The sequence below is a fragment of the Gottfriedia sp. NPDC056225 genome (assembly GCF_042267765.1).
Taxonomy (GTDB): domain Bacteria; phylum Bacillota; class Bacilli; order Bacillales; family Bacillaceae_G; genus Gottfriedia.
Window position 1 is genome coordinate 17,221 of the sequence record NZ_JBHJTJ010000019.1, and the last position, 17,399, is coordinate 34,619.

General features: G+C 33.5%; 17 protein-coding genes, 1 pseudogene and 2 riboswitches. Of the genes and pseudogenes, 1 reads left to right on the plus strand and 17 read right to left on the minus strand.

What is annotated here, in order from left to right:
- Positions 1-41: 41 nt before the first annotated feature.
- The 7 genes from ACFCYN_RS13740 to ACFCYN_RS13770 form a co-directional block, all read right to left on the minus strand.
- Complete coding sequence (locus ACFCYN_RS13740) at positions 42-668, minus strand: LysE family translocator (protein ID WP_172445539.1); 627 nt, start codon at positions 666-668, stop codon at positions 42-44.
- A gap of 60 nt (positions 669-728) precedes the next feature.
- Entirely contained in the window at positions 729-1,547 is an 819-nt protein-coding gene (locus tag ACFCYN_RS13745; protein WP_375949863.1) for a MerR family transcriptional regulator, read from the minus strand.
- A 550-nt stretch (positions 1,548-2,097) separates the two neighbouring features.
- Positions 2,098-2,862 (minus strand): ABC transporter permease, encoded by a 765-nt coding sequence (locus ACFCYN_RS13750; protein ID WP_375949865.1) that lies wholly within the window; start codon positions 2,860-2,862, stop codon positions 2,098-2,100.
- Positions 2,863-2,864: 2 nt separating this feature from the next.
- A complete protein-coding gene (locus ACFCYN_RS13755; protein WP_375949867.1) occupies positions 2,865-3,623 on the minus strand; it encodes an ABC transporter ATP-binding protein in 759 nt (252 codons plus the stop codon).
- 133 nt (positions 3,624-3,756) lie between these two features.
- Positions 3,757-4,101, minus strand: coding sequence for a DUF1048 domain-containing protein (locus ACFCYN_RS13760; protein ID WP_172445543.1), 345 nt, complete (start codon positions 4,099-4,101; stop codon positions 3,757-3,759).
- Between the two features lie 18 nt (positions 4,102-4,119).
- Positions 4,120-4,497 carry a DUF1048 domain-containing protein gene (locus tag ACFCYN_RS13765; RefSeq protein ID WP_172445544.1) on the minus strand — a complete coding sequence of 126 codons (378 nt, stop codon included), beginning with the start codon at positions 4,495-4,497 and terminating at the stop codon, positions 4,120-4,122.
- Between the two features lies 1 nt (position 4,498).
- Complete coding sequence (locus tag ACFCYN_RS13770; protein WP_172445545.1) at positions 4,499-4,822, minus strand: PadR family transcriptional regulator; 324 nt, start codon at positions 4,820-4,822, stop codon at positions 4,499-4,501.
- A 589-nt stretch (positions 4,823-5,411) separates the two neighbouring features.
- Positions 5,412-5,523, plus strand: a riboswitch (SAM riboswitch).
- 104 nt (positions 5,524-5,627) lie between these two features.
- A riboswitch (cobalamin riboswitch) is annotated at positions 5,628-5,823 on the plus strand.
- 160 nt (positions 5,824-5,983) lie between these two features.
- Here ACFCYN_RS13770 and metE point away from each other — a divergent pair.
- Entirely contained in the window at positions 5,984-8,281 is a 2,298-nt protein-coding gene (metE, locus tag ACFCYN_RS13775; RefSeq protein WP_375949870.1) for a 5-methyltetrahydropteroyltriglutamate--homocysteine S-methyltransferase, read from the plus strand.
- Between the two features lie 97 nt (positions 8,282-8,378).
- On the opposite strand, the gene ACFCYN_RS13780 is transcribed toward metE, so the two are convergent.
- The 10 genes and pseudogenes from ACFCYN_RS13780 to ACFCYN_RS13825 form a co-directional block, all read right to left on the minus strand.
- The gene (locus tag ACFCYN_RS13780; protein ID WP_172445547.1) at positions 8,379-8,987 is read right to left on the minus strand and encodes a TVP38/TMEM64 family protein; all 609 of its coding nucleotides are present in this window, start codon (positions 8,985-8,987) and stop codon (positions 8,379-8,381) included.
- 571 nt (positions 8,988-9,558) lie between these two features.
- Positions 9,559-10,905 carry a UDP-glucose dehydrogenase family protein gene (locus tag ACFCYN_RS13785; RefSeq protein ID WP_172445548.1) on the minus strand — a complete coding sequence of 449 codons (1,347 nt, stop codon included), beginning with the start codon at positions 10,903-10,905 and terminating at the stop codon, positions 9,559-9,561.
- Between the two features lie 192 nt (positions 10,906-11,097).
- A complete protein-coding gene (locus ACFCYN_RS13790; RefSeq protein WP_098117301.1) occupies positions 11,098-11,406 on the minus strand; it encodes a lipid-A-disaccharide synthase N-terminal domain-containing protein in 309 nt (102 codons plus the stop codon).
- A gap of 73 nt (positions 11,407-11,479) precedes the next feature.
- Entirely contained in the window at positions 11,480-12,184 is a 705-nt protein-coding gene (locus ACFCYN_RS13795; RefSeq protein ID WP_172445549.1) for a glycosyltransferase family 2 protein, read from the minus strand.
- Positions 12,177-13,196 carry a GDP-mannose 4,6-dehydratase gene (locus ACFCYN_RS13800; RefSeq protein ID WP_216854208.1) on the minus strand — a complete coding sequence of 340 codons (1,020 nt, stop codon included), beginning with the start codon at positions 13,194-13,196 and terminating at the stop codon, positions 12,177-12,179. Before ACFCYN_RS13800 ends, ACFCYN_RS13795 begins: the two co-directional genes overlap by 8 nt.
- 171 nt (positions 13,197-13,367) lie before the next feature.
- Positions 13,368-13,805: a MarR family winged helix-turn-helix transcriptional regulator gene (locus tag ACFCYN_RS13805; RefSeq protein WP_172445550.1), complete on the minus strand. Its 438-nt coding sequence runs from the start codon at positions 13,803-13,805 to the stop codon at positions 13,368-13,370.
- Between the two features lie 388 nt (positions 13,806-14,193).
- Positions 14,194-14,934 carry an esterase family protein gene (locus tag ACFCYN_RS13810; RefSeq protein ID WP_172445551.1) on the minus strand — a complete coding sequence of 247 codons (741 nt, stop codon included), beginning with the start codon at positions 14,932-14,934 and terminating at the stop codon, positions 14,194-14,196.
- A 17-nt stretch (positions 14,935-14,951) separates the two neighbouring features.
- A complete protein-coding gene (locus tag ACFCYN_RS13815; RefSeq protein WP_375949874.1) occupies positions 14,952-16,139 on the minus strand; it encodes an ATP-grasp domain-containing protein in 1,188 nt (395 codons plus the stop codon).
- Between the two features lie 61 nt (positions 16,140-16,200).
- The gene (locus tag ACFCYN_RS13820) at positions 16,201-17,031 is read right to left on the minus strand and encodes an alpha/beta hydrolase (protein WP_172445553.1); all 831 of its coding nucleotides are present in this window, start codon (positions 17,029-17,031) and stop codon (positions 16,201-16,203) included.
- A 237-nt stretch (positions 17,032-17,268) separates the two neighbouring features.
- Positions 17,269-17,385 (minus strand): annotated as a pseudogene (locus tag ACFCYN_RS13825) (transposase); the annotation flags it as partial.
- Positions 17,386-17,399: the final 14 nt, after the last annotated feature.

Below are 17,399 nucleotides of genomic sequence, written 5' to 3' on the forward strand. Positions count from 1 at the left end.
TTCTTAATGAAATACAATTTCCCCTTTTGAGTAGACAATTTTTAAATACTAGTAGTGATCAGTTTTAATCCTAATGCGAAGAAAATAATTGTAGCTGTGATATTCATATACTCGTTAAATCGTGGATTTTTTAATAATCGATCTCGAAATGTTCCTGAGAAATAGCCTAAAGAGCTAAATATTAATGCCGTTAAAATGATAAAAATTAAACCTAGAATACACATTTGTAACGCGACGTGTGGTGCTTTGTAGTCTACAAATTGTGGAAGAAAGGTAAGGTAAAAAATGGCTACTTTTGGATTTAATATATTCATTAGCAATCCTTTAAAAAACAAACCTTTTGTTTCACTATTATTCTCATTGTTAAGACTTAGTACTCCCTTTCGATGTTTCAGAGATTTATATGCGAGATAAAATAAATAAATTGCTCCCAACGATTTGAAGATCGTAAATAACACAACTGAAGTTTTTATAATAAGGGAAAGACCAAGCGCTGCTGCTAATGTGTGTACGATATTCCCTAAACTTAACCCCATCGCAGTGACCACTCCAGCTCTCCTACCATTTGTCATTCCTTGTGTAAGAGTAAAAATTAAATCTGGACCGGGAATAATAATTAAAATAATGGCTGTTCCAATAAAAAGTAATAATGTTGTTGAATCAAACATTTGAAAACCCCTTTCAAAATTAGTCATAAACAAAATATAAACCCTCCGGTTACAGGAGGGTCAATAGCTTATTGGGATTTGCAATTCAGTTAAATAATCAGCTTTGTTTTTTGAAATATAATGATCAATAATCGTCCGTTCAATCGAGTCACCTATTATTTCAAGTCCATTTTCTGCAATATAATTCAATAAAATTTTGTAATACATCGAAGATTCCATATGGTTTCCTCTATAATAAATACAGGCGTATTTCCCTTCCTGAAGTGTAGAAATAAGTGGACTTTGAAGATCATCATCTTCCGTAAATAATAGAATTGAATTATATTCGTCAAACTTAGTATTTTTTATATGATCTAGACTAACAGTTAGACCTACCCCTCCAATAAAGATAGAAGAACTTAAATTTGACAAATCCTCTAATCTTCTCAAAGTAACTTCAAGCTCTGGTTCCGAACTGATTCTTTCCATTAATCTTACAATCGTTTTTTCTTTCATTTCTTTTATGAAAGGAACTTCTAATTCCTTTATTTCTCTTGCTGTTCTTATATCCATAATTCGATTTTGAAATCGTTGTTTTACTCTTTCTAATTCTCTTATCTTTTGCTCAGTTAATTGTTTTTGTTCCTCAAGTAGAAACAAAAAACTGTCAATATCTCGGTTTTCTAAATGTTGTTTGATTTCCTTTAAAGAAAATCCTAATTCCTTTAAATAGTGAATGGTGTTTAGGTGCTCAAATTGTTCGGTGGAATAGTATCGATAACCGTTGTTTATGTCTGTATGTATTGGTTTTAACAAACTAATTTCATCATAATATCTAAGGGTTTTTATAGTCGTATTATGGAGCTTTGCCATTTCTCCAATTGAAAATCGATTCTTCATCATAATCTTCCTTTAGTACAAAATTATATTATTTCTATCATACTTGATTTTGAGTTATTAAACTAACTCAATTCGTAACCAAAATTGTTTTCTCCCCCAATTCTCCTTAAACAAGTGCCTTTTAAACTTTTTAAACAGATTAAAAGAATACAAAAGTAAGAGTTAGCTGTTCTATAGTTTTGTTTTGTAAGATGTGACAAGCTTTTTATAACATTAAATATTTAGTACAAAATCTATTTTATTTGGTTGTTATTATTTTTATTAATATATTTTTATTGATTTGTTTTTATAAGAATAAGAAGTAATACTGAAGTTACTTGTAAATCTAGTCCTTATAATCAAAGGTTTCAGGAGTTAAGAGTATTTTATCTAAGTTGTTCTAACTAAAAAGATTACCACTTTGAATAGTTCATAGTAGTAATCTTTTTCTATTTAATATTATCAGTTCGTGGACTTATTCCAACGTCTCTACATATTTTTCTTTGTATAACATTTTGCCAAAATAAAAAAAGTACAAACTGAGAGATTCTCCAGTCCGTACTTCGATATTTTATTTCATTCTTTTTTTATATACCTTCATTGAAATCATATAAAATAAAATTCCAATTCCAACTAACCATAATACAGCAGTTAATATATTACCATAGTCCGGTTGCCCAGCTAAAAGTGAACGCACACTTTCAGCAATTGGTGTCATTGGTTGATTTTCGGCAAATGCTCTAAGTTTGCTACCCATATTATTTGTTGGAACGAAAGCAGAACTTACAAACATTAAGCCCATAAGCAGATAAGAGAATACGCTCGCACCTTCATACGATTTTGACATAAGTCCACATGCCACTGCAATCCAAGTGAAAGAAAATACGGTAAGCAAAATCATACCAATTGCTAATAACCATTCCACAAAATCAGCGTGAGGACGGAATCCCATGATAAAAGAAATGAGAATCACTGCAGCAACTGATAATAAATTTAATATTAAAGTTGAGATAACATGCCCTCCAAGTATCGATGATTTAGCGATTGGCATGGAATGAAATCGATCAAATATTCCCTTTGTCATGTCTGTGTTCACTCGAACTGCTGTATAGGAAATTCCCATTCCAATACACATAAGCAACACACCTGGAACGATAAAATTCACGTAATCAACTTTATTCATTGTCATGGCACTACCGAAAATATAGACAAAAGCGAGCATAAGCATAATCGGCAAGAGGATCGTTGTAATAATAGTATCAATACTTCGAAGCGAATGCTTCATCACTCGACTGCACATTGTAAACGTATCGCTGAAAAAATGATTTCCATTCATTTCTATTCCCCTCTCTTTCCAGTAACAACTAGGAAAATTTCCTCAAGTGTTGGCTGTTTTTCCACGTATTCTACTTTTTTAGGCGGAAGAATTGCTTTTAATTCATCCATCGTACCTTCTACAAGAATTTTTCCTTCATGTAAAATGGCGATTCGGTCAGCTAGTTGTTCGGCTTCTTCCAAATATTGTGTAGTGAGAAACACAGTAATTCCCGCTTTTGCCATATCACGAATCACATCCCACAAAGCTAATCGTGCTTCCGGGTCAAGTCCAACAGAAGGCTCATCAAGAAAAACAAGTTCCGGTGAGCCAAGTACTGTCATGGCTAAATCCAATCGTCTTTTCATACCGCCAGAATAAGTAGCAAGAGCTCGATCACCAGCTTCAATTAAATCAAAACGGAGTAGACTTTCCTCCACAGCTTTTTTTCGATCAGGCAAGTGGCGGAGTTTTGCTACTAAGTCGAGATTTTCACGCCCTGTCAAAATGTCATCTACTGCTACGTTTTGTCCGGTTAGACTGATTTTCTTACGAACTTGCCCTGGATTTGTTTGAATATTCAAACTACAAACTTCAATTTCCCCCTTATCCGCTTGTATTAATGTAGTTAAGATTTTAATAATAGTCGTTTTACCAGCACCATTGGAGCCCAGTAAAGCGAAAACACTGCCTCTTTTCACCTCAAAATCTACACCTTTTAGCACCTCTATATTTTTATAGGATTTTTTCAATCCTTTCACTGAAATTGCAGTATTACTCATAATCATTTCCCTCCCATATATAAAGCTGAAGGCGCGCGCTCTAAGCGTAAGTTGCGCCTGCAGCTGGATTTATCTATACAGACATACAAATATCACTTATGAAATACTTATTTGATAAATGTAACTGATGATTTTATTTTTTCTTACCCAATCGATCTAGAATGCTTTTGTTCAAATTATTACGTAATTTATCATCCCATCTTTTCGCTTGATCAGTAAGTTCATTAGCGAATGCTGTAACGTCTTCACCTGTCACTTCTAATACGTCTTTGCTATCTGCTGCACCTGCTTCAAACAAATCAATAAGATCATACTGAATTCTCAACATATCCATGCCACTTCCAGAAGCAAAACTCCACATATAGTTGCAGATTTTTTTATAGGCTTCTTGGTAATCGACTGGCAATGCTTCTACTCGCGCCATCATTTCTTTGTATTCTTTTTTGTCATCAAGTATCTTTTTGAAAAAATTCACCATTTTTTTAGCCCCCTACTTTTATTTTTTATTCGTCCATATCTTTACTTGCTGTTCGACTCTACTCTCAATATCTTTTTCCAACTCTACTTTACCTCCGAAAAAGCCTGACGATTCTCCACCTAGTTTAGAGAGAGCCATCAATTCGTCGGCAAATGCTGCTACGTCTTCACCGGTTACATCTAGCACATGCTTTCCTTCTGCTGAACTAGCCTCAAACAGTTCATACAAATTAATGATTTCTTCACCAAATCCATAACCGAAATTCCACATGTACTTTTGAATCTTTTTGAACACAAATGCGTAATCTTTCGGTAGAGAATTTACCTTTTTCATAAATGCTTTATATTCTTTTTTGCTTTCTATATCACCAATGATTAACTCAATAAATTTTTTCATACTATCGTTCCCCCTTTAGTATATTGATTTTTGATGAAACAAAATTCCATCTTTTCCAAAATTGTTGTAATTCCTCACGCCCTGCTTCGTTTAATGAATAAAACTTACGAGGCGGTCCCATTTCAGACCGTTTTTTCTCGATATTTACCATCTCTTTCTTTTCCAACCGAATCAAAATGGTGTAGACTGTTCCTTCGACAACTTCAGTGAATCCTAAGTCATTAAGAAGACGAGTAATTTCGTAGCCGTAAGTATCACCGCGACTGATGATTTCAAGTACACAACCTTCCAATGAACCTTTAAGCATTTCTGTTAAATTTTCCATAGCGTACACCTCCTTTTTACTTTTGTGAAATAATTTTTAGGTCTATTAACTTAAACAGCAATTAGCTGAGCACAAAACACACTTTCTACTAATTAGTGATACAGATATTCAGTAATACTTAGTACCGGACAATAGAAAAACTAAATAGCCTATAGATCAATGCTTTTACTGTTCATTTTTATATGAACTCTTTTTCAGCTATCTAGTGCGACTGATACTCCGTATTACTTAGTAATAGTATATAGTATTACTAAGTAGAAGAAATGTGAACCTTTTTTTAAAAAAAATTTAACTATTTAGTATTACTGGTATTCAGTATTGCTAAGTACAGGTACATTGTATCACCGAGTAGTAGGATTGTAAAGTTGATCAAAAAAATTTTTAGTTAAGAACTAGATCAAAATAAAATTACTTAGACCACTGAATCTAACCGTGTTCTGGATTGATTCTAATGTATTATCTATATATACAAAATATACATTCCCTCTTTTTTAAACTTTTCTGTAGCGAACATTTTTTATTTTATTTTGACAGACTATGTTTATCATGCTATCATGACAATTAATTCAAAACATTATAAATTATTAAACTCTTATTGAGAGTGGCGGAGGGACTGGCCCGATGATGCCCGGCAACCATTCAACGTTTTTTGTTGAAAAGGTGCTAATTCCTGCAAAGCAAATTGCTTTGGAAAATAAGAGAGGATTCCATAAATTTTGTAGCCCTCTCACTTATAAAGTAGCGAGGGCTTTTGTCGTTTTGAAGGTTTGTTAGAAATGATCATCTTCAATTTTCTTAATAATAATTTCATAAAAATGCAAAAGGTGCTGTTAAGAATTATTTACACAGCTTAAAAGGGAAGTCGGTTAGAATCCGACACGGTCCCGCCACTGTATTGGGGAGCAACTTATCATTCAACCACTGTTTCATTCTCTGAAATGGGAAGGGATAAGAAGCGTTTGATCCTAAGTCAGGAGACCTGCCTATTGTATGCGCTTGTACCTACGGATGTATAGGGGGGAGTGAGGAATACGTGATTTGGGATCAGCAATATCTCAACTCTAGTTAGTTATGCGTATGAGTCTCTCTTTTCTATTTGAAAAGGGAGACTTTTTTGTTGGGAAGAAAATACAAAAGCAAACATATAAGGAGTGTATTAGAATGGTAAACAGTGTAAAAAGTTCAAATATAGGTTATCCAAGAATTGGTGAAAAGCGTGAATGGAAAAAAGCACTTGAACAATTTTGGGCAGGTAAACTAGAAAAAGAAGATTTTTTAAAGCAAATTGAAGCGATTCGTTTGCAGCATCTTCAAAAGCAAAAAAATCAAGGTATCGATTTAATTCCAGTAGGAGATTTTAGCTTATATGACCATGTTCTCGACACAACTGTTATGTTCGGTCTCGTACCTAAGCGCTTTGAATATGCAGGAGGAAAAGTATCACTTGAAACTTATTTTGAAATAGCACGCGGTTCAAAAAGTGCAGTTGCATCTGAAATGACAAAATGGTTTAACACAAACTATCACTATATTGTTCCAGAATTGGGAGAAGTAGCACCTACTCTTGTCGATAACCGTCCACTACAATTTTATAAAGAGGCTAAACAAAAGCTTGGTATTGAAGGGAAACCAGTTATCTTGGGGCCAGTAACATTTGTAAAACTGTCTAAAGGATATAAAGAAACTGAGTTTAAAAAGATTGTAAATCAATTTGTACCACTTTATGCCGATCTATTACGAGAATTACAAACAGAAGGTGTTGAGTGGGTTCAAATAGATGAACCAATCTTATCTACATCTATTTCAAAAGAAGAAGTTGCATTATTTAACGATATATATGAAGCATTGCATGAAGCAGCACCTAATGTGAATGTGATTCTTCAAACTTATTTTGAGAGCGTTGATTTCTACGAAGAAGTAGTTTCACTCCCTGTTCAAGGAATTGGTCTTGATTTTATTTATGATAACGGTCGTAACCTTGCTGCCATTAAAAAATATGGTTTCCCAAAAGATAAAGTACTTGCTGCTGGTGTGATTGACGGACGTAACATATGGCGTGCAAATCTTGAGCATAAATATGCCCTTCTTGAAGAAATCACTGAGTTCGTTTCAAAGGATCAGCTTATTATCCAACCTTCATCAAGCTTATTACATTCTCCTGTAACAGCGAATAATGAAAGTACAATTGATGATGTGCTAAAGGTTGCGCTATCTTTTGCTGATGAAAAACTAAATGAAATTTTTGTATTAGCAAAAGGTTTACAAGATGGGAAAACTTCGATTCAAGCAGAAATTGAAGCAAGTACAAATGCAATTCAAGCATTAAATAAATCATCCGTTCGAAACAATAAACATGTTCAGAAAGCCATTCAAAACTTGCATACGTATAGTGTGGAGCGTGAAGAATCCTATAAAGTTCGTCAAGCCATTCAAGAAAAGTCTTTCCAATTACCGCTTCTACCAACTACAACAATTGGAAGTTTCCCTCAAACACAAGAAGTAAGAGGTCAGCGTTCAAAATGGCGTAAAGGTGAATTAACGAATGCGCAATATGAAGAGTTTATTTATGCAGAAATCAAAAGATGGATTGCGATTCAAGAAGAACTTGGCTTAGATGTGTTTGTACATGGTGAATTTGAACGAACTGATATGGTTGAATATTTTGGAGAAAAATTAGCTGGTTTCCAATTCACAAAATTTGGTTGGGTACAGTCATACGGCTCTCGTTGCGTAAAACCCCCACTTATTTATGGAGATGTATCTTATCTAGAACCAATGACAGTTAAAGAATCCGTGTATGCCCAATCATTAACAACTAAGCCTGTTAAAGGCATGTTAACAGGTCCAATAACAATTTTAAACTGGTCATTTGTACGAGATGATATTTCACGTTACGATGTTGCAAATCAAATTGCACTTGCACTTAGAACAGAAGTTGAAACGCTCGAGAAAAACGGAATTCGTATGATTCAAGTCGATGAACCAGCAATTCGTGAAGGGCTACCATTAAAACGCGAAAACTGGGAAAGCTATCTGAATGTTGCTGTTTATGCATTTAAACTCGCAACAGCATCTGTACAAAACGATACACAAATTCATACTCATATGTGCTACTCAAACTTTGAAGATATTATCGATGCAATTAATGCGCTCGATGCTGACGTTATTTCGATTGAAACATCAAGAAGTCACGGTGAGTTAATTTTTGCTTTTGAAGAAAATACATACGAGAAAGGGATTGGCCTTGGCGTATATGATATTCATAGTCCTCGTGTCCCAAAGGTTGAAGAACTCACAAGAAATATTGATCGTGCCCTTCAAGTAATCAATCCGAAGCTGTTCTGGATTAATCCTGATTGCGGTTTGAAAACGCGAGGTACTGATGAAACGATTGCTGCATTAAAGGTGATGGTTGAAGCAGCTGAGCAAGCGAGAGAAAAGTTGTTGGTGAAAGAGTAATTAGATCATATATTAAGCGTTCAACGGATTTTTTAAGAGCTATAATTTATAAATAAAATAAGAAAACCACTGAAATGTTTTCAGTGGTTTTCTACTATTATAAGTGCATTTTCTCTCGCTGCATCGTAAATTTCTTTTCAACCTTTTTACCAACAAACCATAATAAAAATATAGCTACCAAAACTAGAATTGACTCAAGAGGTTCTTTGAAGAAATCATCTAAATCCTGGCCAACAAAACTAATGAGCAACAATGCAACAAGTTTCCCCATTGCGAATCCAAATATATAGATACGAGGTCTGATTTTAGACATCGATGCAAAAATATTCGTTATGAAAGATGGGCAAAACGGGATGCAAAACCAGAGAAACACTGGACCAAATCCACTGTTATTTAACCAGCTCATACCAGAGTTCCCTTTCTTTTTCTTTTGAATAAAACGCTCTAGCCATTTTGCGCCAGTCATTTTTAATAAGAAGTACATACCAGTAGTGCCTAAAACACTACCAACATAGGTTGCTAAAAATCCTGTCCAAAATCCGAACGCGTTGACGTTCGCAGCGCATATTGCCCCAAGTGGAATAATTCCCAAAAAAGAATCCGCAAATGGAATCAAAAACGCGATCAGAACACCTAAGTTTTTATGAACAGTTACGAAATGTTGTAATTGTTGAAATGATATCCACTGATAAATTTGAAGTTGCATTTAGGTTCTCCTTTCACGTTTAATTGTAAAATCATAAATCGTTTCTATTCATTCAAGTCGTCATATCAAATAGAATGATATTTCCCCATTTTCTATTTTTAAAATCATCTCCATTATTTTCTTGAACACAATAAAATTCCATTTAAGTTAAATGTAAATGGAATAGCAATTTATTATCGACCATAAATTCCCAACTCATTATTTGGGCAACATGGCCATCTTTTAATTACCTTTTAATTACTTTAAAATTTTATAATGTTATCCGTTTCTGTTCAATAATCAATTTCCAACAATATGTTGGTTAGTATACAAAAACTTATAGATCTGTCGTATAAACCAAAAATGAGTTCAATCAAAAAATGGCTGAACAAACCATAAACGATATAGAGTTTAATATTGGAGACCAATTAATGGCTAGAACGATATTGTTGACCCTTTAATCCGCTCAACTAGATTTCCAAAAAATAATTAAAAGGAGTAGACTCTAAGCCACTCCTTTTTTTTAGTTTGTCGTCTGTACCCAGGACTATGTGTGTTTACTAGACACTTGTGAACTATAGTGATCATTCATTTAATTATTCAATACTTGTTTGAAATCGTTTATAAAATCATATTTAAATGACGAAATTTTCTGTCTCCCAATCGAATCATAAATGATGTTAGCTTTCTTAGCACTATTAAGATCATAGCAGTTTCTTCCATCAAGAATAATTGGATTTCGCATTAATTTCATATAGTTTAACAAGTCAAATTTTTTCACTTCATCCCACTCAGTAAAGATAAAACAAATATCTGCTCCTCTAATCGTTTCTTCAATTGTACTGTAATAATTTATGTGTTCAGGATGTGTTTTTTGAAAATTTTCAACTCCAACAGGATCCCAAGCTCTTACTTTCGCTCCTTCTTCGATCATAATCGGAATATTCATTAGCGATGGAGACTCTCTTAAATCATCTGTATTAGGTTTAAATGTAAGCCCAAGTACCGCAACTTCTAATCCTTTTAAGCTATCAAAATATTTTCTTGATTTCTTTAGTAATATTAGTTTTTGATTTTCGTTTACATCTATAGCAGCTTTAACAGTTTTCAACTCATATTTATATGAATTAGCTTGCTCGTATAGTGCTTTTGTATCTTTTGGAAAACAGGATCCACCGTACCCTATTCCAGCGCTTAAGAACTTATTACCTATACGACTGTCCAAGCCCATCCCATAAGCAACTTCATCAATATTTGCTCCTGTGAATTCACAAAGATTTGCTATTTCATTAATATATGAAACTTTTAAAGCCAAAAAATTATTTGAAGCATATTTAATCATCTCAGCACTTTTGCGATTGGTAACGATGATGGCAGAATCAAAATCGATATATACATCCCTTAAGATATCTTCTACAACTTTCTCTTCTACGCCAATAACGATTCTAGCAGGATTTAATGTATCAAGAACGGCTGTACCTTGAGACAAAAACTCTGGATTTGAAGCAATTCTTATCGCGACATTATTCTTTTTATTAGATTTTATTAATTCCTCAATCAGATCATTTGTTCCAACAGGTACAGTTGATTTAATTACCACTATACAGTCTTTTTCAACAAACATAGCAATCTGGATAACCGCTTCGTAAATGTAATTTAAATTGACAGAACCATCTAGATTTTCCGGAGTTCCTACTCCAATAAATATAACATCCGCATCTTTAAAAGCTTGTTTATGATTTGTTGTAAAGCATAACCTCTTCATATTCTTTCGCATTAAATCTTCTAAATAAGGTTCATAAAAAGGAGACACTCCTGACTTCAATAAGGCTACTTTTCGATCATCCGTATCGATACAAGAAACTGTATGTCCTTTTTCTGCTAGACAAACCCCCGTTACCAAGCCAACGTATCCAGTTCCGACAACGGCAATTTCCATGTATTATTCACCCTTATCTTTTAAAATAATGATCTAAATAACCTTCTAGTTATGAATACAGAACTAATAATCTTATTCAGATTTTCACAAAAAGTATTAATACTCCAAAGCACATTTCATCTATAAAAAGATGTTCTCATTGTAATGATAAAAATAATAAAGATTGCTCTGACTACCTAATCGAAGAATTTTTTAACCACTTAGAGTTGATGTCTTATTCTCTTCATTCTTTTTATTATTCCCACGATAGATCATTACATTTCGTATATATACAAATACACTAGGGAGTTGACCGAGAATAAATACAGGGTCTTTACGATAAATAGCATAAATCGAAAGAATTATTGATCCTAGAATACTGTAGACCCAAAATGAAAAAGGAATTATCGTCTTTTTAGCCTTTTCACTAGCTAACCATTGAGTTAAAAATCGTAAGGAAAATAAGGCCTGACCAATAAATCCAAAAGTAATCCAAAGTAAATCTCTAGTGGATATAGTCATTTGATGAAACCCTCTCCTATCTTTTTCTTTTATCTGCCTTCATTAAAATGTAAAGATGGATCAGATAACAATGCTATGACTTAATTTTATATTGAATCACTCGTTTTTTTAGCCAGCCTATAACAACTGCATCCATTAGCCCTACAAAAGCTCTATTAAAAACCCCATACTTTGATACTCCATATTCTCTTTCTCTGTGGCTAACTTCGACCTCAATCACATTGAACCCATTCATTTTAGCTAAAGTTGGTAAAAACCGATGCATCCCTTCATGTAAATATAAACTTTGGGCAACCTCTCGTTTCATTAGTTTCATCGGACAACCAGTATCATAGATTATGTCGTTAGTTAACTTATTTCTAACACCATTTCCAATACGAGAAGAGATTTTTTTAATATACGTATCTCGACGCTTTAACCTCATCCCGTTTGCGAAATCATATTCCTTCATATATGGCATTAAAGTGAGTATATCGTGAGGATCAGTTTGTAGATCAGCATCAATTAATGAAATATACTCTCCTTTAGCTTGCCTCATCCCAGCCCATAGTGCAGCGGTCTGGCCACAATTTTTTTCAAAATAGATAGGCTTGACATGGGAATCTGCTTTTGACAATTGCTCTAGTAAATTTGCACTATTATCTTTACTACCATCATCAACTAGTATAATTTCATATTCTTTTACTTTGTCTTTTACTGCATTTGTGATCGATTGATAAAGATTTTTTATATTTTCTTCTTCATTATAAATTGGTGCTACAACAGATAATTTAGTCATATTTATCCCTCCTATACCATTTAATAAATTGCTTAATACCATCCTCAAAATTAGTATTCGGCTTATAATTAACTAATCTCTTTGCTTTCGAAATATCAGCATACGTTTTTTGAACATCACCTGGTTGAGTAGGTAGTTTTTCTAAAGTAGCCTTTTTACCTAATATATTCTCAATTGTAACGACCATTTGTTTTAGGGTTATTGTCGTACTCTCACCTAAATTAATAATTTCATAAACATGACTATGTTCTTCTAAATATCGTAAAGACTTTTCCATTCCATCTATAATATCTCCAATATACGTATAATCCCTTTCAGATAGACCATCTCCATAAAAAGGAATGGGCCTTTCTTCGTCGATAAATTTCGTAAATTTATGAATCGCAAGATCAGGTCGTTGCCTTTCTCCATAAACTGTGAAAAATCTAAGAAGCATCATATCGATCCCATATAGATGATGATATGTATGACAAATCACTTCACCACTTTTCTTTGTTGCTGCATATGGAGAAATAGCAAAATCTACATTATCATTTTCTGAAAAAGGTACAGTTTTATTATTTCCATATACAGAAGAAGATGATGCAAAAATTAATTTTTTGACATTATACTCTTTCATTAATTCTAGTAGTGTTAGAGTTCCTTGAATATTGACATCGATATAAATTTTTGGATCCTCAAGTGATGGTCTTACACCAGCATATCCAGCTAAGTGAATTACACAATCAATCGTTTCCTCCTGAAAAACAGCACCTAAGCTACCATAATCTCTAATATCAACCAAACATAAACGATAATTAGGTTGATCAACTATTTTAACTAAACGATTCAAATCTTCTGTTTTATTAAGAAACTCAAAATTCACATCCATTTGAGTGCTTTCAAGAACATTTTTAATCTTTATTTTGTAATCATAAAAGTTTGTGAAGTTGTCAATATTAATAACCCTATTCCCTTTCTTTATTAGTTGTTCACAAATATGCGAACCTATAAAGCCAGAGCCACCTGTCACAACATAAGTTTTAATATTAAGTCACCTCGATTACGTATATTAATTTGTATTAACTTTTAGGCGAATAAAGTCCAACATTCTAATATAATTCAAACTATTCTTAAAATTACAGAAATCGCTTCATTTACAATTATTCTTCTAATCTTACAAAACGAGATTTTGAGATATTAACTATAATTCAGCTGCTATAGTGGCAATTTTCTCAGTAATCTTTACAAATTGTAAGAGCTCATCTTCTTCAAAATTGAGCAGAATATTTTCAAACATTTCTTTTCGATCCTGAATCACTAAATCTATCTTTTCTATCCCTTCTTCTGTTAACAAAATATTTACAACACGTCTATCTTTTTTATCATTCTCTCTATAAACTATGTTGTTATTTTCTAGTCGGTCGATCATAAAAGATACCGCGCTAGGTTTAACTTCCAAGAATTCTACGATTTCGGACATTTTGCACCTTTCATGTTTTCGTAAGTAAATTAGTACATGGAATTGCGTAGCTGTAACGCCATGATGCTCCAAAGTATCTATTAACTTAGGCTGCATCGTTTGGATAGAAGCTTGAAGTGCAAATTGAATTCTTTCAATATAATCGTTCTTTCCTTCCAACTTATTCCCCCCTTTTATACATTTTATTATCGTTAAATTTTTAGTAGCATTAAAAATTAATTAATATAAAATTTTAATGCCCATTAATATTTAACGTGCATTAAATTTATATTCCTACAATATAATGATCAATATCTATTTTTATTCGTTGAATTTATATTTAAAGGATTGATTACAAAAAGAGGTTATTCAAAGATTGAATAAGTTATTCGGCTAATAAAATGATCGTTTTAGCACCAAATTGGTACAATTATATTTCGTATTAATTTTATATGTACACTGAATAAATGGAAAAAGCCGTAAACCCTATACTACCAAGGTTTACAGCTTCTCTATACGTATGATTCCAATTAGAAGCAAATCAACTGCACTAATGTTTTTTGACATTTTATTGAAATAATTCCTCTAAATAATACGGCATTTGGCGTCTCCACCAAACCCAATCATGCGAAACATCTTCGCCCCACTCATCAAACCATGCTTTAATTTGTTTTTCTTCAAAAGCCTCTTTTAATGTATTGTATGAAGGCAGCCCATCTTGTTCCCAATCACCCATCCCAGTACAAATAATGATATCTGCTGAACGATATCGATCAATAAACCAGCCGTCATTTTGATTCCATATGTAATCACTCGGTGAATTTTCATATACAAGAGGATCATTTCCGTAATCACCAAAAAAGAAACGCACATCGTAAACACCGCTAAGTGCAACGGTTGTTTGGAAGACATCCGGATGTCTCAAGAGAAAATTTAATGCATGGTATGCACCCATACTACAGCCTGTTGTCATCATTGGATCAAACCAACCTGTTTTATGTTTAATAAATGGAATAGCTTCTGAAATCACATATCGGTCATATGCTTCATGAGCTAATGCACGGTCATGAACCGGTTTTGAATCGTGTAGCCAACTTTCACTATCTACACTAGCCAATGTAAAAAACTGAACTTTTCCGGATTCAATAAATTCATGACATACATCAATCATTCCAAAATTATTGTATTCAAAATGCGTCCCTCCGGATGAAGGAAAAACTAAGATTGGCATGCCACTGTGTCCATATCTGTTTAACGGCATTTCACGTCCTAATTCGCCACTCCAATGGGTTAACTGTTCAATATGCATCGAAAAATCTCCTATCCCTATACGTTTACAAGGCTGTATTTTTTTCGTTCATGTACAAAACTGATAATTTCATCGACTTCTTCTTGCGAATCTGCATTAATAGCATAAAATTGATTTCCTTGCAGTTTGGCAAACGCTTCTGGTATTCGCTTTTCAAACTTCACACGGTCACCAAATCGTTCATAAATAGCATTCGTATCATTTTTATATTCATAAGCATCGCGCTGTGTAACACCGACACAAAACTGGTTTTCGACAGCGGGCTCCTTAAATTCTCCTCCTGTCACAAGGGTGGCATACTGAGCAAATAAATCGATGGAGTATGCGAAATTGTACATATCGATTGTGTACCCGCCAGCTAAGCGATTATTATATTCAAGTGCAACATAGCTTCCATCTTCTAATTTAAAAAACTCAATATGGAAAAAGCGCTCTTTCATGCCAAAAGTTTCCACAATTGCCTTTCCATAATTTTCAAGCTTTGGATCAATTTCTTTTTGAATCACATAAGCTAAATCCAACTGATCCTTAACAAGTTCCAGAGTTGGTACATTATATGTAAAGCTGGTTTGGAAAACGATGTTAGCTTTCTGATCCACTAAACCATCAAATGTACAAAGTACGCCACCTTCGACATATGGTTCTAAAAAGTAGACCTGTTCCTCTCCCCATTCTTCTTCAAATTGACGCACAGCTTCTTCTGAACATAATTTAAAGGTTGCAGCTGTTCCAACTCCATTATCTGGTTTAGCAATAACTGGCAAACCTAATTGATCAATGGCTTTAGATAAATCCTTTTTAGTTTTAACGATTTTTCCATCTACAACAGGCACACCTGCTTTTTTAAACAGCTTCTTCATCTCAGATTTATGTTTAACTTTTTTCAAGTCATTCGTTTTATTCCCATACACGTTAAATTGCTCACGCAACTGCGCATCAAGTTCTAGCCAGTGTTCGTTATTGGATTCAATGCGATCAATTGGACCATGTTTATAAAATAAAAAAGCAACAGCACGTTTCACTTCATCTATATCTTCTAGATTATTCACTCGATAATATTCTGTTAGAGAGTTTTGCAATTCGGAACCTAATTGGTCATATAACTCTTCGCCAATTCCTAAAACATTAACACCTTCGTCTTTTAAACGATGAGCAAATGCCTGAAAATTACTTGGATAATAAGGTGATATCAAAATATAATTCATTAAAAAGCTCCTCTCACAATATAAAAAATTTAAATATATAATAGCTGAGGTACACGTTCATTCAAGACCACTTTTCACTTAAGAAACGTAAACATTCTGGCAAGTGTTTTGCCCAAGCTTTTTCATCATGTTCTTCATCCGCAAAAATATTCAAACAAATATTATCAATCGGAATAGAACCTTTTATTAGTTGTTTATAATACTTAAGCGAGCAATCGATATATGCTTGTTTCATATTGCCATACATCAATTTCCGATCGGTATCATCGCCTTCTTGAGTCCCAACTTGAATGTACACGCGTTGATTGGGATCCAACTCTTCACTAGCAAGATAACTGTCAAAGGCTTTACTTGTAATCCAATTAGCTAAAGAAAAAATACCTAAAGCACCAATTTGATCTTTATATTCAATCCCCATAAAAGCTGAGATATTGCCTCCAAGTGAACTACCAATCATCGCTGTATGATATTTATCCGATTTAGTTCGATAATGCTGATCGATAAACGGCTTCACGACGGTCATGACAAACTTAGCAAACTCCGCGCCTTTACCTCCTAATTCAATATCTTCAGGAAGTGGACTTTCAGTAATTTTCCAAGGTGTATATTCATTAATTCGATCTTGATCAGCGTTATCGATACCGACAACAATCATCTTCGGTAAATCGGGGTTTAGTTTAATTGCCGAAATAACTTTCCATGAATACCCGCTATAAGATTCACTACTGTAGAAAACATTTTGCCCATCATGCATATAGACAACCGGATAATTTTCAGCCTCATCTTCATCATAATTTTTCGGCAATAAAACACGTACGCGACGTTTTTCATTTTTATATGACATATGTAATTGATGTATTTCTAGTTTTAAATAAAAATAGGATTGATTCATTTTACCTTCCTCGCTCCTTTGAAATCACATTAAATATTGACCAGTTACCAAATCAGTTTATAAATGCAATTTGTAACTAATTCAACATAAATAAATTAGATTCCTTCTTTAACAAACATGCCATAACGTGAAAAAGAGGATAATCGATTTTCTGATCATCCTCTGAAGTTGTTAAATTAAAGTATGCGATCGATGAATTGCAACTAAATTATTTAGATACAAAACTTGGATTATTTAAATCATTAAACTACTTTTCCCCTTAAAAAATGCTGACACACTGATCTCTGGTGAAATGCTAACTAACATATGAATATGATTCTTACACGCTGCATCTTCTAAAATATTACTGTCTTTTGACATAAAATTTC

Excerpts from the sequence above, each read along its gene's own strand:
- ACFCYN_RS13740 (WP_172445539.1), bottom strand. The coding sequence starts at position 668 with ATGTTTGATTCAACAACATTATTACTTTTTATTGGAACAGCCATTATT.
- ACFCYN_RS13745 (WP_375949863.1), bottom strand. The coding sequence starts at position 1,547 with ATGAAGAATCGATTTTCAATTGGAGAAATGGCAAAGCTCCATAATACG.
- ACFCYN_RS13750 (WP_375949865.1), bottom strand. The coding sequence starts at position 2,862 with ATGAATGGAAATCATTTTTTCAGCGATACGTTTACAATGTGCAGTCGA.
- ACFCYN_RS13755 (WP_375949867.1), bottom strand. The coding sequence starts at position 3,623 with ATGAGTAATACTGCAATTTCAGTGAAAGGATTGAAAAAATCCTATAAA.
- ACFCYN_RS13760 (WP_172445543.1), bottom strand. The coding sequence starts at position 4,101 with ATGGTGAATTTTTTCAAAAAGATACTTGATGACAAAAAAGAATACAAA.
- ACFCYN_RS13765 (WP_172445544.1), bottom strand. The coding sequence starts at position 4,497 with ATGAAAAAATTTATTGAGTTAATCATTGGTGATATAGAAAGCAAAAAA.
- ACFCYN_RS13770 (WP_172445545.1), bottom strand. The coding sequence starts at position 4,822 with ATGGAAAATTTAACAGAAATGCTTAAAGGTTCATTGGAAGGTTGTGTA.
- metE (WP_375949870.1), top strand. The coding sequence starts at position 5,984 with ATGGTAAACAGTGTAAAAAGTTCAAATATAGGTTATCCAAGAATTGGT.
- ACFCYN_RS13780 (WP_172445547.1), bottom strand. The coding sequence starts at position 8,987 with ATGCAACTTCAAATTTATCAGTGGATATCATTTCAACAATTACAACAT.
- ACFCYN_RS13785 (WP_172445548.1), bottom strand. The coding sequence starts at position 10,905 with ATGGAAATTGCCGTTGTCGGAACTGGATACGTTGGCTTGGTAACGGGG.
- ACFCYN_RS13790 (WP_098117301.1), bottom strand. The coding sequence starts at position 11,406 with ATGACTATATCCACTAGAGATTTACTTTGGATTACTTTTGGATTTATT.
- ACFCYN_RS13795 (WP_172445549.1), bottom strand. The coding sequence starts at position 12,184 with ATGACTAAATTATCTGTTGTAGCACCAATTTATAATGAAGAAGAAAAT.
- ACFCYN_RS13810 (WP_172445551.1), bottom strand. The coding sequence starts at position 14,934 with ATGCATATTGAACAGTTAACCCATTGGAGTGGCGAATTAGGACGTGAA.
- ACFCYN_RS13815 (WP_375949874.1), bottom strand. The coding sequence starts at position 16,139 with ATGAATTATATTTTGATATCACCTTATTATCCAAGTAATTTTCAGGCA.
- ACFCYN_RS13820 (WP_172445553.1), bottom strand. The coding sequence starts at position 17,031 with ATGAATCAATCCTATTTTTATTTAAAACTAGAAATACATCAATTACAT.